Here is a 15,853-nt window from a genome sequence, read left to right as displayed (position 1 = left end):
CAGTGAAAAGAATCTTACTGACTGTGGCCATCGCCGCAACGTTGAACGCTAATGCAGCGACAAAAATTGACTACTCCCCTGCCGAGTACCTCAAAAACTACGCGCTTAGCGTTTGTATTGCCGAGGGGTACTCAGCAAAAGAAGTCAAAAACGATGCCGCCGCTGCCGCCAGGGGTTACATGGAGTTCGGCGATTATTCTCTGGAAGCGCATACCGCTGTCAGGGCGCTAGCAAAAGAATTTCTGGCAAAGCCCTATGACAGCATGTCTGGGGAGACGATGACGATGGCAAAGTGCATCGATCTTGTACATAGCCAAGCGTTGCAAGCCATCATCAAGAAGTACCAAGGGAAAGACGACAACTGATATCAGAGTTGCTCAAACGACGGCTCATATCAAAGGTTATCTCGGATGAGAAGATACACGTACTTTTTAATGTCTCTGCTGCTCGGAAGCCATGTAGTCCTTGCTGAAAACTCGCTCAATGCTTTATCGCAAGAGGCACTATATAAAAATTGGTTAACCAGCCGCTGCATTGGGAAATCCACTGACTCAGAAAGAACCAAACAAGACGCCTTCCGTTCCGCTTCCGCCTATTTAGAATTGAGTAAACTGCCGATGGATGCATTTGAACAAGGTGAAAAACTGGCTGAACAGTACGCAAATAAAAATAGCCAAGGCTCAGTTCAAGGGACTTACCATACTTTAGATTGTCTTTCACTGCAGAGCGCCAGTGAAGCTAACGTCATCTTTTCTCGCTACTCTAATCAGTAAATTAGTTATAAGAGGGTAGTTACCTTGGGATAATCAAGAAATCTAATTTCAATTCTCTAATCAACAAGCCTTCAATTAATAACAAAAGCATTTCGTAAAATTAAGACCACAACAAGCCTTAGTGAACGAGTTAAGAAACAACTTAACGGCTTGCCAAAATACCCGCCAATTTTGGCAAGCCACAGATCGAATCATTAATTATTGCACTACCTCCTAATCAGCAGGAATGCCTTATGCGATTTTCCATTGTAAAAAATAAAAGCGGCCAGGTTCCGCCGCAGAGCAGTTGCGATTTTCTGCCGCCGGGCGGCACCATCGGCCGCAGCGTGGACAACAACCTGGTGCTGCCGGACGAAGAGCGCGCCATTTCTCGCCTGCAGGCGATCGTGCATATTTCCGCTGACGGCGAATGCCGCATCACCAACCGCGGCAACGTTACCCGCGTGCTGCTGAACGACATTCCGCTGGAACGTGGCCGCCAGGTTGAACTGCAGGACGGCGACGTGCTCGGCATCGACGATTACCAGATTGAAGTCAGCGCGCTGCAACAGCACGCCGCGCCACAGGCTCAACCGGTGGCCAAGGCCGCCGCCGTTGCCGCTGCTGCGGCCCCTGCAGCCGCCGCCAAAGAAAAATCCGCCGCGCCAATCCCCAACGAAATCTGGGACAGCCTGGTGGAAGAATTCACGCCGAATGCGCCGGCCGCCGCCACAGTCACACCGCCGCCGGTCGCCAATCCAGGCAACCACCCGCTGCTGGATACCCCCACTCGCGAGCTGAACCCGGCCGATCCGCTGGCGCAGCTGGCGGGCGATGTCGATCTGCGCCAGCTGCAGCAGCAGCAAACCGATCCGGCAGCGCTGTTCAACACCGACACCACCTTTGAGCGCGAACACATCCTGGCCGATACCACCCCCAGCGCGCTGCTGGCGGAGCAGGCTGCGCCGCCGCGCCCGGCGGCTCCCACCCAAAAAACGCAGCAACCGGAGCAAGAGCTGGATCCGCTGGCGCTGTTCGGCGGTTCATCCGCGCCCGCTTCGCCAGAAGCGTTGAACAGCAACGATCCGCTGGGGCTGCTGATGGGCGGCGCCGTGCCGCTGGCCCAGCCGGAGGAACCGGTACAGCCGCCCGCGCCGCCGTCTCCGCCGCCGATCGCCGCACAACCGCAAGCGCCGCGCCCACAGCCGACGCCGCCACCTGTGCAAATCCCCGAGCCACAGCCCCAACCCACGCCGCAGTTCAGCCAGCAGGAACCACCCGTGCAGCCGCCGCGCCCGCGCCAGGGCAACCGCCTGGGCATCGATCCGGTCGCCTACCAGTCCGCCCAGCGGCAACACGCCGCCGCGCCGAATGGCGACACATTGGAAGGGCCGTTGCTGGCGGCGCTGCTGCAAGGCATCGGTCTCGACGATCTGCAGCCGCAGCCGCACTTCGACGAACAACAGATCCGCCAGGCCGGCCGCCTGCTGAGCCTGTTCTCGCAAGGCACCGTCGCCCTGCTCTCATCCCGCTCTATCCTCAAGCGCGGCGTGAAGGCCGAAATGACCATGATCCTCGACGAAGCCAACAACCCGTTCAAGCTGCTCCCTTCGGGCAAAACGGTGCTGATGCAGATGTTCGGCAGCCAGATGCCGGGCTTTATGCCGCCGGAGCAGGCGGTGCGCGACGCGCTGATCGACCTGCAGGCGCACCAGCTGGGGATGATCGCCGGTATTCGCGCCATCATCGCCGCCATGCTGCAGTCGTTCAACCCGGAGCGTCTCGAAGAGGAAGCCCGCAAGGAAGGCGTGGCGCCGCGCCTGTCGCTGCCCGCCAACCGCAAGGCTGCGCTGTGGGACTACTTCGTGAAGAACTATCAGCAAACCGCCGGCGAGATCGAGGACGATTTCCACACCCTGTTCGGCGAAGCCTTCCTGCACGCCTATGACGTTGAAGTGAATCAATACAAAGACTCACAGACCAAACCGGACGCGTAATGAATATCACCATAGCCTCTACCTCCAACCAGGGCGGCCGCGCCTCCAACCAGGATCAGACCGGCGAGGTGCTCGGCAACCGCGCCGCCTGCTTCGTGGTGTGCGACGGCATCGCCGGCTTTCCGGGCGGCGATATCGCCGCCAAACTGGCGCGCGACACCATTTTGCAAAACTTCGACGGCGAAAAGCACCTGAACGCCCAGAGCATTCGCCAGCACATTACGCGCGCCAACGCCGCCATCCACCAGCAGCAGCGACAGTCGGACGAATACAGCAAGATGGGCACCACGCTGGTCAGCCTGTTTATCGATCGCGATTATCAGCTGGCCTACTGGGCGCACGCCGGCGACAGCCGCCTGTATCTCTTCCGCCGCGGCTACCTGCATGCCGTTACCACCGACCATAGCCTGATCCAGCAGATGCAGGACGCCGGTTATCAGACCAACGGCATCAACAGCAACCTGCTGTATTTCGCGCTGGGGCTCAATGAAGAGCGCGACGCCACCTACAGCGACGTGCTGCAGCTGGAAGACGGCGACGTTTTCCTGCTGTGCACCGACGGCTTCTGGCACAGCTTCAGCCAGGCCGAACTGGAACAGTCGCTGCACATGGTCAACTCCCCCAGCGAGTGGATCGCCCTGATGCAGCAGGCATGGAAGAAAAACAATAACAGCGATAACTACAGCGCTATCGCCGTCTGGATTGGCTCACCGCAGGAAACCACCCTGCTGCATTCGCTGGCGGATGCGGAGCGGTTTCTGAGTCGCGACTGAGCAGCGCACATTCACAGCAAGGTTCACTATGAAATATTGGATGCCGGGGCTCGTCGCCCTGATGGCGGTGCCGACCGCGCAGGCGATGAACTATCGCCTGGTTTACTCCCCCAGCCAGAAGCTGGAAGTGTTTATCGATGACGTCAAAAACAGCAATCCGGCAAGCTGGTGCGGCAAAAGCATCCCGCTGCGCATCGTCTCGGCGCAAAGCCAGGATCCGGCGGTGCTGAACGACTTCCTGCCGCGCGTCGGCAATCTGCTGGAAAAGCAGTGCCCGAAAACCGGCCACCTGCCCTGGACGCTGACCGACAAGCGCGGTGAGAAGCTGGCCAGCGGCGAGGCCGCCAAAGCGCGCGGCTGGAAACCGGTGGTCAAACAGGAGGCCGTCGAGCAGCCGCAGACCCCACCGCAGCCGGCGATCCCTGCGGCGGTAGCCGTGACCTCCCCGCAAGCGGACACCGCGCCGGCTCAGCGTTTCAACCTGCCGCAGGGCTGCCACTTCCGCACCTTCTGGCGTGACGAAGCCAACGGCGGCGCGCTGTTCATTCCCGCCGGCGACGCGCTGCGCTGCGGCGAGGACGGCTGGCTGCAGGGCAGCGGCGCGGTCACGCTGCAACAGGGCGGCCAAACCCTCTCGCCGACGCTGTGGTTCCTGCAAGGCTATCCGCTGGCGCAGATCAACGGCGGCGATCGCGCGCTGACCGTCGTCAGCGCCAACGCCCAGCGGCTGGTTCTGGGCGGCAACCCGCAGGCACCGGGCAGCTTCCTGCTGCTGAGCTTTGAACCGAAGCTGCACGCGTGGGCGTTCAACGGCGAAGCGATCGTTGAAATGCCGCGCGTCGACGCCGCAGACGAGAACAAGATCAAACAGCGCCTGCAGCAGGCGCAAACCGCCTGGCAACCGCTGCTGAGCGCCCCCGCTCCGCTGACCTTCAAGCTGGTGGAAAAGCTGGCCGCAGACCGGGTCGATCCCGCTAGCGGCAGCTACCTGTCGGTTAACGGCGCCACTCACTGATTATAAGGAAAGCCTGTGAAATCATTAGCAAGCATGCTGCAAGGTCAGTCGATCGGCGCGGCCATCACCGCCGTCGAAAACGATATCAAGGCGAAACCGGCGGATGCCGACCTGCGCGCCGCGCTGGTGCAACTGCTGTGCCTGAGCGGCAACTGGACGCGCGCCAACGCGCAGCTGAAATCCTGGCAGGCGCTGAAACCGATAGCTCAACCGACCACGCTGCTGCTGATGCAGTCGGTCAACGCCGAGCTGCAACGCCAGGCGGTGTTCGCCGGCACGGCCGCGCCGGCGCTGCTGCGGCAGGATCAGCCCTGGCTGAAACTGATGGTGCAGGCGCTGCATCAGGATGCGCAAGGGGCGACCGAACAGGCCCAGGCGCTGCGCGATGAAGCGCTGGAGGCCGCCCCGGCCGGCGCCGGGCGGTTAACGCTGGCCGAAGGCGACCAAGAACGGCAGCTGCGTTTCGACTGGCTGACCGACGGTGACGGCCGCCTCGGCCCGGTGTGCGAGCTGGCGCTGAACGGCGTTTACTACTGGCTGCCGTTCGCCGACATCGCCGCGATCCAGTTCCAGGCGCCGCAGAGCGCCATCGATCTGGTGTGGAGCCATGCGCTGGTGCGCCTGACCGACGGCCGCGAACAGGTGTGCCAACTGCCCGCCCGCTACCCGCTGGCCGAAGACAGCGACGACGCGCTGCTGCTGGGCAAACGCACCGAATGGCAACCGCTGGGCGACGGCACCCACTATGCGGGGCTGGGCCTGAAGACCTGGCTCAGCGAAAGCGACGAATTCCCGCTGCACAGCCTGCGGCAGCTGAGCTTCGACGCGAGCGCCTGACCATGAACGACAAGCGCCCCCCCCACTACGACGGCGGCGATCTGCACCGCCAGGGCTATCGCTATCGTCAGGACAGCGAACGCCTGACGTCACGCGACAAAATGCAGCCGGTGCTGCTCGACATGCTGACCGACGACGAGCCGCAGAAAAAACAGGAGGCGCAGGTGCGCAACCTGGTGTCGCACAGCGAACTGCGCCGCCGGGTGCTGCGCGATCTGCAGTGGCTGTTCAACTGCGTCAACAGCGAATCCAATCTGGATCTCGGCGATTTTCCGCAGGTGCGGCGCTCCACCCTGAATTACGGCATCGCCTCGCTGGCGGGCAAGCGCATGTCGGACATCGAATGGCTCGACATTCAGCGCGCGCTGACCGAGTCCATTCTCCATTTCGAGCCGCGCATTTTACCTGAGGGGCTGCAGGTGCGCTGCATCTCGGACACCGGCTCACTGGAGCTGCACAACGTGTTGTCGATCGAAATCAAGGGCCGCCTGTGGTGCGTGCCCTATCCGCTGGAGTTTCTGTTCCGTACCGATGTGGATCTGGAAAACGGCCACTTCGATCTGAAAGACATAGGGTAAGGCGATGGACAGTAAACTTTTAGACTATTACAACCGCGAGCTGGCCTATCTGCGCGAGATGGGCGCCGAGTTCGCCGAACAGTACCCGAAGGTCGCGGGCCGTCTTGGCATGCGCGGCATCGACGTGGCGGATCCTTATATCGAGCGCCTGATGGAGGGCTTCGCCTTCCTCACCTCGCGCGTGCAGCTGAAAATGGACGCCGAGTTCCCGCGCTTTTCTCAGCGCTTGCTGGAGATCATCTACCCCAACTACCTGTCGCCGACGCCGTCGATGGCGATCGCCGAACTGCAGCCGGACAGCAGCAAAGGCGATATCAGCAACGGCTTCGTGGTGCCGCGCGGCACCATGATGGACAGCCAGACGCTGAAGAAAAGCGGCATCACCTGCAGCTACGCCACCGCCCATGACGTCACGCTGCAGCCGGTGCGCATCGCCGCCGTCGAGCTGGGCGGCATTCCGGCCGATATCCCGTTGGCCTCGCTGGGGCTGCAGCACAGCGGCTGCGTCAGCGCGCTGCGCATTCGTCTCGAGTGCTACGAAAGCGTGACGCTCAACAACCTGCAGCTGGATCAGCTGATGTTTTACCTGGCCGGGCCGGACATGCAGGCGCAGCAGCTGCTGGAACTGCTGATGCAACACAGCGTCGGGCTTGTCTGCCAAACGGTGGAGGCGCAGCCGCAGCGGCGGGCGCTGGCGCTGGACGGGCTGCGGCAGGAGGGCTTCGCCGCCGAACAGGCGCTGCTGCCCAACGACCTGCGCAACTTCGAAGGCTACCGGCTGCTGCAGGAGTACTTCGCCTTCCCGGCGCGCTTCCAGTTCTTCAGCGTCAACGGCCTGCGCCCGCTGCTGCAGAGCGTGCGCGAAGGGAAAAAGGCGCTGCGCCAGTTCGAAATCGTGGTGCTGCTGGATCGGCACGACGCCGCGCTGGAGCGGGTGGTCGACGCCGCCCATTTGGCGCTGCACTGCACGCCGGTGATCAACCTGTTTCCGAAGGTCGCCGAACGCATCGCGATCAACGAAAAAAACCACGAATACCATCTGGTGGTCGACAATATCCGGCCGCTGGATTACGAAGTGTTCTCGGTGCAGCGGCTCGGCGGCAGCGCCAGCGAAAAACGCTACGAGCAAGAGTTTCGGCCGTTTTACAGCACCCTGAGCGCGGACGACGGCAACTATGGCGCCTACTTCTCGCTGCGGCGCGAACAGCGCACGCTGTCGGAGCACGCCCGCCGCTACGGCACCCGCACCGGCTATGCCGGTTCGGAAGTGTTCGTGTCGCTGGTGGACGAGCGGCAATCGCCGTGGCACAGCGATCTGAAATACCTCACCGCCGACGTGCTGTGCACCAGCCGCGACCTGCCGTTGATGTTGCTGCAACAGGATCAGGGCAACTTCGTGATGCCCGATTCGATCCCGATCAAGCAGGTCTCGCTGCGCAAAGGCCCCACCCCGCCGCGCCCGGCGCTGGCCGAAGGCATGATCACCTGGCGGCTGATCAGCCAACTGCAGCTGAACTACCTCAGCATGATGGACGGCGATCCGGAACAGGGCGCCGCCAGCCTGCGCCAGCTGCTGGGGCTGTACGGCAACCTGAGCGAGCCGGCGATCGCCAAACAGATCCAGGGCGTGCGCCATTGCAACCTGCGGCCGGTTTATCGGCGAGTGCCGGAGCCGGGCCCCATCGTGTTCGCGCGCGGCATCGCCATCGATCTGACGGTCGATGAGCAAGCGTTCTCCGGCAACAGCCCTTATCTGCTCGGCAGCGTGCTGGAGCGCCTGTTCTCGCGCCTGGTGGCGATGAACACCTTCACCGAGATGACACTCTCCAGCCAGCAGCGCGGCGAAATCGCCCACTGGCAGGCGCGCATGGGCAAAAGGACGCTGATATGAGCGCGGAGATGATTGCCACCGAACTGGCGCCGCCGCAGATCAACGCGCTGTATCGCCTGCCGGACGACTTCTGGCCGCGGCTGCGCAGCGCGCCTTACAAGCACGATCTGTTTCAGCTGCTGCGCCGCATCGACGCCCAGGGCGGCCAGCCTTACCTGCTGGGGCGCGCGCCGCTGCCGCGCCATGAGATGCTGCGTCTGGGCCAGGAGCCGTCGCTGTCGTTCGCGCCCTCCACGCTGGCGCAGGTGGCGCCGCGCGCCAACAGCCCGCTGCACGACGTCTCGATCTTCAGCTTCGGTCTGTTCGGCCCCAACGGGCCGCTGCCGCTGCACCTGACCGAATACGTGCGCGAACGGGTGTACCACCACCAGGACACCACCCTGCTGGCGTTCACCAACCTGTTCCATCACCGGCTGACGCTGCTGTTTTACCGCGCCTGGGCCGACGCGCAGCCGACGGTGTCGCTGGATCGCCCGGACAACCGGCGCTTCGACGAATACCTGTCGAGCCTGATCGGCATCGGCCAGCCGGCGCAGCAGGAACGCGACAGCATCAACGCCCACGCCAAACATTTTATGGCCGGTCATCTGATTCGCCACAGCCGCGATCCGGAAGGCCTGAGCAAGATTTTGCAGCAGTATTTCAAGGTGCCGGTGCGCATCGTCGAAAACGTGCCGCACTGGCTGCGGGTGGAACCGCGCGAGCAAGCTCGGCTCAAGGCCGGGCGCGGCGCGCCGCGGCTCGGCGAATCGGCCTTTCTCGGCATCGCGGTGCGCGATATTCAACACAAATTCCGCATCGAGCTGGGGCCGATGCCGCAGCAAGACTATGACCGCTTCCTGCCCGGCGCCGACCTGTGCTGGCAGCTGCGCGACTGGGTGCGCCAATATCTGGGCATCGAGTTCGTCTGGGAAGTGCGCCTGATCCTGGCGAAGGAACAGGCGCACGGCATCCAGCTCGGCGGCGCGCAGCGACTGGGCCTGAGCAGCTGGCTGGCCGACGATCGGCGGCAACGCGATCTCGACGATCTGATCTTCAGCCCTGAACCGCTGGAAAATCCGTTCTGACCCTATTTCGGCCGGCGCCCTGCGGCGCCAGGCCACTCTGAGACCTGAGGAAAACCATGTCTGAAATCAGCCGCTCGGTATTATTTGGCAAACTGGATAGCCTGTTATTCACCTCTCTGGAAAGTGCGACGGCGTTTTGCAAGCTGCGCGGTAACCCCTACGTCGAACTGGCGCACTGGCTGCATCAGCTGATGCAATCGCCGGACGGCGATCTGCAGCAGATCGTCCGCCACTTCGCGCTGGACGAGGCGCAGCTGGCGCGCGATATCGTCGAGGCGCTCGATCGCCTGCCCCGCGGCGCCAGCGCCATTTCCGATCTGTCCGAGCACATCGACAGCGCGGTGGAACGCGCCTGGGTCTATGGCTCATTGAAATTCGGCGCGGCGCGCATCCGCGGCGGCCACCTGCTGCTCGGCATCCTGAAAACCTACAGCCTGCGCCATCTGCTGAAGGCCATTTCCCCGCAGTTCGAGCGCATCAACGCCGATCTGTTGATGGAGCAGTTCGCCGCCATCACCGCTCACTCGGCGGAAAACGCCCAGGATGCGCCGGCGGAAAGCGGCGCCGAGAACGTATCCGGCGCGGCGCGCAGCGGTGAAAGCGTGCTGGCGCAGTATGCCCAGGATCTGACCGCCAGAGCGCGCAACGGCGAGATTGACCCGGTGGCCGGCCGCGATGAGGAGATCCGGCAAATCATCGATATCCTGATGCGCCGCCGCCAGAACAACCCGCTGCTGACCGGCGAGGCCGGCGTCGGGAAAACCGCGGTGGTGGAAGGCCTGGCGCTGCGCATCGTGGCCGGCGACGTGCCGCCGCAGCTGCGCGACGTGAAACTGTGCCTGCTGGACATCGGCATGCTGCAGGCCGGCGCCGGTGTCAAAGGCGAGTTTGAAAAACGGCTGCAGGCGGTGATCGACGAAGTGCAGTCCAGCCCGACGCCGATCATCCTGTTTATCGACGAAATTCACACCCTGATCGGCGCCGGCGGCGCCCAGGGTACCGGCGACGCCGCCAACCTGCTGAAACCGGCGCTGGCGCGCGGCCAGCTGCGCACCCTCGGCGCCACCACCTGGTCGGAATACAAGAAATACATCGAGAAGGATCCGGCGCTCACCCGCCGTTTCCAGGTGGTGCAGGTGCATGAACCGAGCGAAGACAAAGCGCTGCTGATGCTGCGCAGCACCGTCAGCCCGCTGGAGCAACACCACCGCGTGCTGCTGCTGGATGAAGCGGTGGACGCCGCGGTGCGGCTTTCGCATCGCTATATTCCTGCCCGCCAGTTGCCGGACAAGGCGGTGGCGCTGCTGGATACCGCCTGCGCGCGCGTGGCGGTCAGCCAACATGCCGAGCCTGCTCAGGTCGAAGACTGCCGCCACCGCATCGATGCGCTGCAGATAGAGTTGGATATCGCCCGCCGCGAGGCCAAGGTCGGCATCGGCGATCCCCTGCGCCCGCAGGAGATTGAAGCCCAGCTGACCGCGCTGCGCCAGGAATTGGAACAGCTGACCGAGCGCTGGCAACAGGAGCTGGCGCTGATCCAAGAGATCATCACACTGCGCGCTCAGCTGCACCAACAGGAAGCGGAGCCTGCCGACGAAGAGACGCAGGCTGGCCCTGACGCCGACGCGCTGCGTGCCCAGTTGGGCGAACTGCAGCAGCAGTTGAGCGCGCTGCAGGGCGAAGCGCCGCTGATCTTCGCCGCCGTCGACGCCAACATCGTGGCGGCGGTAGTGGCCGACTGGACCGGCATCCCGCTGGGCCGCATGGTGAAAAACGAGATTGAGGCGGTGCTGCAGCTCTCCGACACCCTGAACCAGCGCGTGATCGGCCAACGCCATGCGCTGGATCTGATCGCCCGCCGGGTGCGCACTTCGCGGGCGCGGCTGGACGATCCGAACAAGCCGGTCGGGGTGTTCCTGCTGGCCGGGCCGTCCGGCGTCGGCAAGACCGAAACCGCGCTGGCGCTGGCGGAAACCCTGTACGGCGGCGAGCAGAACGTCATCACCATCAACATGAGCGAATTCCAGGAGTCGCACACCGTTTCGACGCTGAAAGGCGCGCCCCCGGGCTATGTCGGCTACGGCGAAGGCGGCGTGCTGACCGAGGCGGTGCGCCGCCGTCCTTACAGCGTGGTGCTGCTGGACGAAATCGAGAAGGCGCACCCGGACGTGCATGAAATCTTCTTCCAGGTGTTCGACAAGGGCTGGATGGAGGACGGCGAAGGCCGCCATATCGATTTCCGCAACACCATCATCATCCTGACCTCCAACGTCGGCACCGATCTGATCGCCGGACTGTGCAGCGATCCGGAGCTGCTGCCGGAGCCAGAGGCGCTGAGCGGCGCGCTGCGCCAGCCGCTGCTGTCGGTGTTCCCGGCCGCCTTGCTCGGCCGCCTGCTGGTGGTGCCGTATTACCCGCTGACCGACGCTACGCTGGGCAACATCGTGCGCCTGCAGCTGGGCCGCATCCAGCGTCGCCTGGCGGAGAATCACGACATCGTCTGCACCTTCGACGACGCGGTCATCGAGCAGATCGTCAGCCGCTGCACCGAGGTGGAGTCCGGCGGCCGCATGGTCGACGCCATCCTGACCAACACCCTGCTGCCGCAGATCAGCCACACCCTGCTGACCGGCAGCGCCAACGACCAGCGCTATCGCCAGCTGCATATCGCGCTGCAGAACAACGAATTCATTTGTCAATTTCAGGCATAACGCCACGGCCGCCGAGGCGGCGGCCCTTTGAACACAGAGAGTCATCACTATGTCGGGAACCGGGATAACCAAACCGAATTCGAACAGCCTGCCGAGCGGCTATCGATTCAACGAATTCGAGATCCAGGAAGCGATCGGCGAAGGCGGCTTCGGCATCGTCTACCGCGCCTACGATCACCAGCTGGAACGCACCATCGCCATCAAGGAGTACATGCCGACCTCGCTGGCGAAACGCAACGACGATCTCAGCATCGGGCTGCGCGGCGAGCGCTTCGGCAAAACCTTCCAGGCCGGGCTGAACAGCTTTATTCAGGAGGCGCGCCTGCTGGCGCGCTTCTCGCACCCCGGCCTGCTGCACGTGCTGCGCTTCTGGGAAGAGAACGGCACCGCCTACATGGGCACCCAGTTTTACAGCGGCACCACGCTGAAGAACCTGCAGGCGCAGCAGCCGGAGAAGATCGACGAGGCGTGGATCCGGCGGCTGCTGCCGCCGCTGTTCAGCGCCATCAACACCATCCATCAGGAAGGCTACCTGCACCGCGACATCTCACTGGATAACATCCAAATCCAGGAGAGCCAGCTGCCGGTACTGCTGGACTTCGGGTCGGCGCGCAAAGAGATCGGCAACCTGTCGGACGAAACGGAGATCATGCTGAAACCGGGTTTCGCGCCGATCGAGCAGTACACCGAGAACAGCGACGGCGAACAGGGGCCCTGGACCGATATTTATGCGCTGGGCGCCGTGCTGCACACGCTGATCGTCGGTTCGCCGCCGCCGGTCAGCGTGGTGCGCAGCATCGAAGACAGCTATCAGCCGCTGGCCGAGCGCCGCCCCGCCGGTTACTCGCCGGAGCTGCTGCGCACCGTCGACCGCGCGCTGGCGCTGAAACCGGAAGACCGCCCGCAGACCATCGATGAAATGGCCGAGCTGTTGCATCTGCCGATCGCCGATGAGAACGAAATCATCAGCACCCCGGCCGCCGCGCCGGAGAACCTGCTGGTGGCCGCCAACCCGGCTGCCGCCGCCGCAGCCGCCGGCGCCGTTACCGCGCGCAGCACCCAATTCTCGCGGCCGATGATGGCCGGCGCCGGCGTCGCGGCGCTGCTGGCGATCGGCGCCGTCGCCTGGCTGAGCGGCGGCCAGGATGATACCCCGGCCGTAGCGCAAAACACCGAGACGTCACCGGCGCAGAAAACCCTGACGGAGCAGCCGAGCGCGCCGCAAATCGCGCCATCTGCGCCGGTGGAACCGCAAAAGGCGGCGCCGCCACCGCAGCCGGTAGCGCTGGTGTACTTCAAACTGCAGCCGGGCGAACAGGTCAGCCTCGACGGCAAGCCGCAACAGGTGACGCCGGGCGAAAACGGCTTCGCCAGCCTGAATCTGGCGCCGGGCCGTTATCAGCTGGAGATCCGCCACAACGATCGGCTCCGCCAGCAGCAACTCAGCATCGACAACGCCGGCACCTGGCTGGTCAATCCGGCCACCGCCGGTTAATCCCGTTCTGCCCCCCGCCGCCGCGGGGGTTCCCCTTTTTCATGAGACTGACGCACCACTGCCCACCATCATTGGCCGCGCGGCAAGGCCGCTGCAAGGTCGGGGTATGCAGGGCACGACGTCAATCACAGAGGATGTTCTCATGTTGGATCGCATTATTGCGCACACGCCGCTGGGCCAGGAGCAGCTGCTGTTCCGCTCGCTGGACGGTATCGAGGCGCTTTCCACCCCTTTCGACTTCTCTATTGAATTGCTGAGCACCGACGCGCGGCTCGATCGCAAAGCGCTGCTCGGCCAACCGCTGACGCTGGAGATCCCGACTCAGGGCTTTCTCAGCGCCCCGCGCTACCTGAATGGCAAGATCACCGCCATCGCCGTCAGCAGCGAAGAGATCGGCGGCACGCGCTACGCGGTGTATAACCTGCACGTACAGCCGGATCTGTGGCCGATGACCAAGGATCGCAACTTCCGCATCTTCCAGGAAAAAACGGTGCCGCAGATCGTCAAGACTCTGCTGGCGGAGCACAACGTGCAGTTGGAAGATCAGCTGACCGGCGACTATCGCCTGTGGGGCTACTGCGTGCAGTACAACGAAAGCAGCTTCAACTTCATCAGCCGCCTGATGGAGTTGGAGGGCATCTATTACTATTTCAAACACGAGATGGGCAAACACACGCTGGTGCTCGGGGATGCGCCCCACCACCACCAGCCCTATCCCGGCTACGAGATGATCCCCTACCACCTGACGCCGTCCGGCGGCAGCACCAGCGAGGAAGGCATCAGCCAGTGGACGTTGTCCGATCGCGTCACACCGGGCATCTACAGCCTGGACGACTACGATTTCCGCAAGCCGAACGCCTGGCTGTTCCAGGCGCGGCAAAACCCGGTCTCGCCGACGCCGGGGCAGATCGATGTCTACGACTGGCCGGGCCGCTACACCGAGCATCAGCAGGGGGAGTTCTACGCCCGCGTGCGCCAGGAGGCCTGGCAGGCCGAGCATCAGCAGATCCGGGGCACCGCCACCGCGATGGGCATCGCTCCCGGCAGCACCTTTACGCTGTATAACGCCCCGCACGCCGACGACAACCGCGAGTACCTGACGCTGCAGGCCAACTACCATCTGAAAGAGAACCGCTACGCCAGCGGCGACGATCAGAGCAGCGAACACCGTATCGACTTCACCGTGCTGCCGGCGGACGTGCCCTGGCACCCGCCGCAGCAGGCCACCTGGCCGAAAACCCACGGGCCGCAGACCGCCCGGGTGGTCGGCCCGGCCGGCGAATCAATCTGGACCGACAAATACGGCCGCATCAAGGTGAAATTCCACTGGGACCGCTTCGGGCCGAAGGACGACGGCAGCTCCTGCTGGGTGCGCGTCTCCAGCGCCTGGGCCGGCCAGGGCTACGGCGGCGTGCAGATCCCGCGCGTCAACGACGAAGTGGTGGTGGACTTTATCAACGGCGATCCGGATCGGCCGATCGTCACCGGGCGCGTTTATAACGAAGCCAGCATGCCGCCGTGGGCGCTGCCGGCCGCCGCCACCCAAATGGGCTTTATGAGCCGTTCCAAGGATGGCACCGCCGACAACGCCAACGCCCTGCGTTTCGAAGACAAGGCCGGCGCCGAACAGGTGTGGATCCAGGCGGAACGCAACATGGACACCCAGGTCAAAAACGATGAGAGCCACAGCATCGCTAACGACCACACCCACCTGGTGGGCGGCAACCAGATCAAACGGGTGGTGCTCAATCAGGCCAGCGGCGTCAAAGGCGAGGCCTCCGCGCTGACCGGCAAAACGCGCAGCGACGCCGTGGTCAACGCCTTTACCCTCGGCTCCGGCGAATCGCTGCGGCTGGAGTGCGGCGAAAGCGTGATCGAGCTGCTGGCGAACGGCCAAATCAACATCACCGGCACCAGCTTCAATATCACGGTGAAAGAGGACGGGGAGATCAATACCGGCGGCCAGCTGGATCTCAACCAGCCCGGCGGCGCCGCGCGCACCGCCGCGCCGGGCGGCGGCCATCAGGCGGCGATCCAGAGCGCCGTCGATCAGCTGTTCCCTAAAGAGTAGCCAAGTGGCACGCAGGGAAAGCCGGTTAACGCCGGCTTTCGGGCGGCGGCGCCGGCAAAACCGGCTGCCGCTGTAACCCCTTTTGGCAAGGAGGTGAATGCGCTGGCGGCAAGGTCACCGACGTTTAGCCAAAACAACGGGCTGAAGCTGTCCCGTTCATCGCTTCAGTCTTCCTTATCATCAACGCCCCCTCACCACTTCTTCACCGTCTGGTAAATATCGAGGTCGAAATAGCCGTCGGCTTCGCAGTCGTTGAGATAGTGCTCATAGCTTACCCCCTCAACCGGCTGATAGCCGCTGGCCGGCAACAGCTTCTGGTAGAACTCGCCCCACACCCGCTCGAAGTCGCCATCGCTGATGCGTACGCGATAAACCGCGTACTGCCCGGCGGGCAGCGTCTGCACGGTAACGGCCTCGCTGCCCGCCGGCAGCGCGAAATCGTCCGCCACGCTCATCACCACGTCGGCGCGCAGCTTTTCCGGCGCCACTTCCGCCGGATCGTCCCAATACAGCACCAGCCATTTGCCGAACGGCACGCCGTGGCGCTGCCGCCATGCCAGCAGTTGCTGCGAGCCCTGTGGGATCGTCTGCGGATACGGCCCCACGACTCTCACCCCCACCACCTTCTCCGCCGCCTTATCGATAATCCTCACGCTCATCGCCCTT

Annotated in this window: 13 protein-coding genes; 12 read left to right on the top strand and 1 reads right to left on the bottom strand. The window is 63.6% G+C overall.

Annotated elements, in window-relative coordinates:
• Positions 1–11 precede the first annotated feature (11 nt).
• The 12 genes from ACJ8HB_RS07650 (at position 12) to ACJ8HB_RS07595 (ending at position 15,187) form a co-directional block, all read left to right on the top strand.
• The gene (locus ACJ8HB_RS07650; RefSeq protein ID WP_223307189.1) at positions 12–365 is read left to right on the top strand and encodes a T6SS amidase immunity protein Tai4 family protein; all 354 of its coding nucleotides are present in this window, start codon (positions 12–14) and stop codon (positions 363–365) included.
• Between the two features lie 69 nt (positions 366–434).
• Positions 435–773, top strand: a complete 339-nt coding sequence (locus ACJ8HB_RS07645) for a T6SS amidase immunity protein Tai4 family protein (protein WP_223181965.1) — start codon at positions 435–437, stop codon at positions 771–773.
• 233 nt (positions 774–1,006) lie between these two features.
• Entirely contained in the window at positions 1,007–2,749 is a 1,743-nt protein-coding gene (tagH, locus tag ACJ8HB_RS07640) for a type VI secretion system-associated FHA domain protein TagH (protein WP_047571532.1), read from the top strand.
• Entirely contained in the window at positions 2,749–3,522 is a 774-nt protein-coding gene (locus tag ACJ8HB_RS07635; RefSeq protein WP_015378289.1) for a PP2C family protein-serine/threonine phosphatase, read from the top strand. Before tagH ends, ACJ8HB_RS07635 begins: the two co-directional genes overlap by 1 nt.
• 28 nt (positions 3,523–3,550) lie before the next feature.
• Positions 3,551–4,537, top strand: a complete 987-nt coding sequence (locus ACJ8HB_RS07630; RefSeq protein WP_047571531.1) for a hypothetical protein — start codon at positions 3,551–3,553, stop codon at positions 4,535–4,537.
• 15 nt (positions 4,538–4,552) lie between these two features.
• Positions 4,553–5,374, top strand: coding sequence for a type VI secretion system accessory protein TagJ (locus ACJ8HB_RS07625; RefSeq protein ID WP_265342502.1), 822 nt, complete (start codon positions 4,553–4,555; stop codon positions 5,372–5,374).
• Positions 5,375–5,376: 2 nt separating this feature from the next.
• Entirely contained in the window at positions 5,377–5,952 is a 576-nt protein-coding gene (locus ACJ8HB_RS07620) for a type VI secretion system baseplate subunit TssE (RefSeq protein WP_047571529.1), read from the top strand.
• A gap of 4 nt (positions 5,953–5,956) precedes the next feature.
• Entirely contained in the window at positions 5,957–7,843 is a 1,887-nt protein-coding gene (tssF, locus tag ACJ8HB_RS07615) for a type VI secretion system baseplate subunit TssF (protein ID WP_033647812.1), read from the top strand.
• Positions 7,840–8,910 carry a type VI secretion system baseplate subunit TssG gene (tssG, locus tag ACJ8HB_RS07610; RefSeq protein ID WP_094859949.1) on the top strand — a complete coding sequence of 357 codons (1,071 nt, stop codon included), beginning with the start codon at positions 7,840–7,842 and terminating at the stop codon, positions 8,908–8,910. The genes tssF and tssG overlap by 4 nt, the downstream gene beginning before the upstream one ends.
• A 56-nt stretch (positions 8,911–8,966) precedes the next feature.
• The gene (gene tssH, locus ACJ8HB_RS07605) at positions 8,967–11,621 is read left to right on the top strand and encodes a type VI secretion system ATPase TssH (protein ID WP_094859950.1); all 2,655 of its coding nucleotides are present in this window, start codon (positions 8,967–8,969) and stop codon (positions 11,619–11,621) included.
• Positions 11,622–11,670: 49 nt separating this feature from the next.
• Positions 11,671–13,116, top strand: coding sequence for a serine/threonine protein kinase (locus tag ACJ8HB_RS07600; RefSeq protein WP_033653609.1), 1,446 nt, complete (start codon positions 11,671–11,673; stop codon positions 13,114–13,116).
• Between the two features lie 142 nt (positions 13,117–13,258).
• A complete protein-coding gene (locus ACJ8HB_RS07595; protein WP_047571527.1) occupies positions 13,259–15,187 on the top strand; it encodes a type VI secretion system Vgr family protein in 1,929 nt (642 codons plus the stop codon).
• 191 nt (positions 15,188–15,378) lie between these two features.
• Here the strand turns inward: ACJ8HB_RS07595 and sbmC are convergent, their stop codons facing one another.
• Entirely contained in the window at positions 15,379–15,846 is a 468-nt protein-coding gene (gene sbmC / locus ACJ8HB_RS07590; protein WP_047571526.1) for a DNA gyrase inhibitor SbmC, read from the bottom strand.
• Positions 15,847–15,853 lie beyond the last annotated feature (7 nt).

The organism is Serratia sp. CY27727 (assembly GCF_052169275.1).
In the GTDB taxonomy this organism is placed as follows: domain Bacteria; phylum Pseudomonadota; class Gammaproteobacteria; order Enterobacterales; family Enterobacteriaceae; genus Serratia; species Serratia sarumanii.
The sequence above is the reverse complement of the archived record's forward strand: the minus strand, read 5'-3'. Positions and strand labels throughout refer to the sequence as shown.

Bases quoted from the DNA above. Each gene is read 5' to 3' on its own strand.
- ACJ8HB_RS07645 (WP_223181965.1), top strand. From the start codon at position 435: ATGTCTCTGCTGCTCGGAAGCCATGTAGTCCTTGCTGAAAACTCGCTC.
- tagH (WP_047571532.1), top strand. From the start codon at position 1,007: ATGCGATTTTCCATTGTAAAAAATAAAAGCGGCCAGGTTCCGCCGCAG.
- ACJ8HB_RS07635 (WP_015378289.1), top strand. From the start codon at position 2,749: ATGAATATCACCATAGCCTCTACCTCCAACCAGGGCGGCCGCGCCTCC.
- ACJ8HB_RS07630 (WP_047571531.1), top strand. From the start codon at position 3,551: ATGAAATATTGGATGCCGGGGCTCGTCGCCCTGATGGCGGTGCCGACC.
- ACJ8HB_RS07620 (WP_047571529.1), top strand. From the start codon at position 5,377: ATGAACGACAAGCGCCCCCCCCACTACGACGGCGGCGATCTGCACCGC.
- tssF (WP_033647812.1), top strand. From the start codon at position 5,957: ATGGACAGTAAACTTTTAGACTATTACAACCGCGAGCTGGCCTATCTG.
- tssG (WP_094859949.1), top strand. From the start codon at position 7,840: ATGAGCGCGGAGATGATTGCCACCGAACTGGCGCCGCCGCAGATCAAC.
- tssH (WP_094859950.1), top strand. From the start codon at position 8,967: ATGTCTGAAATCAGCCGCTCGGTATTATTTGGCAAACTGGATAGCCTG.
- ACJ8HB_RS07600 (WP_033653609.1), top strand. From the start codon at position 11,671: ATGTCGGGAACCGGGATAACCAAACCGAATTCGAACAGCCTGCCGAGC.
- ACJ8HB_RS07595 (WP_047571527.1), top strand. From the start codon at position 13,259: ATGTTGGATCGCATTATTGCGCACACGCCGCTGGGCCAGGAGCAGCTG.
- sbmC (WP_047571526.1), bottom strand. From the start codon at position 15,846: ATGAGCGTGAGGATTATCGATAAGGCGGCGGAGAAGGTGGTGGGGGTG.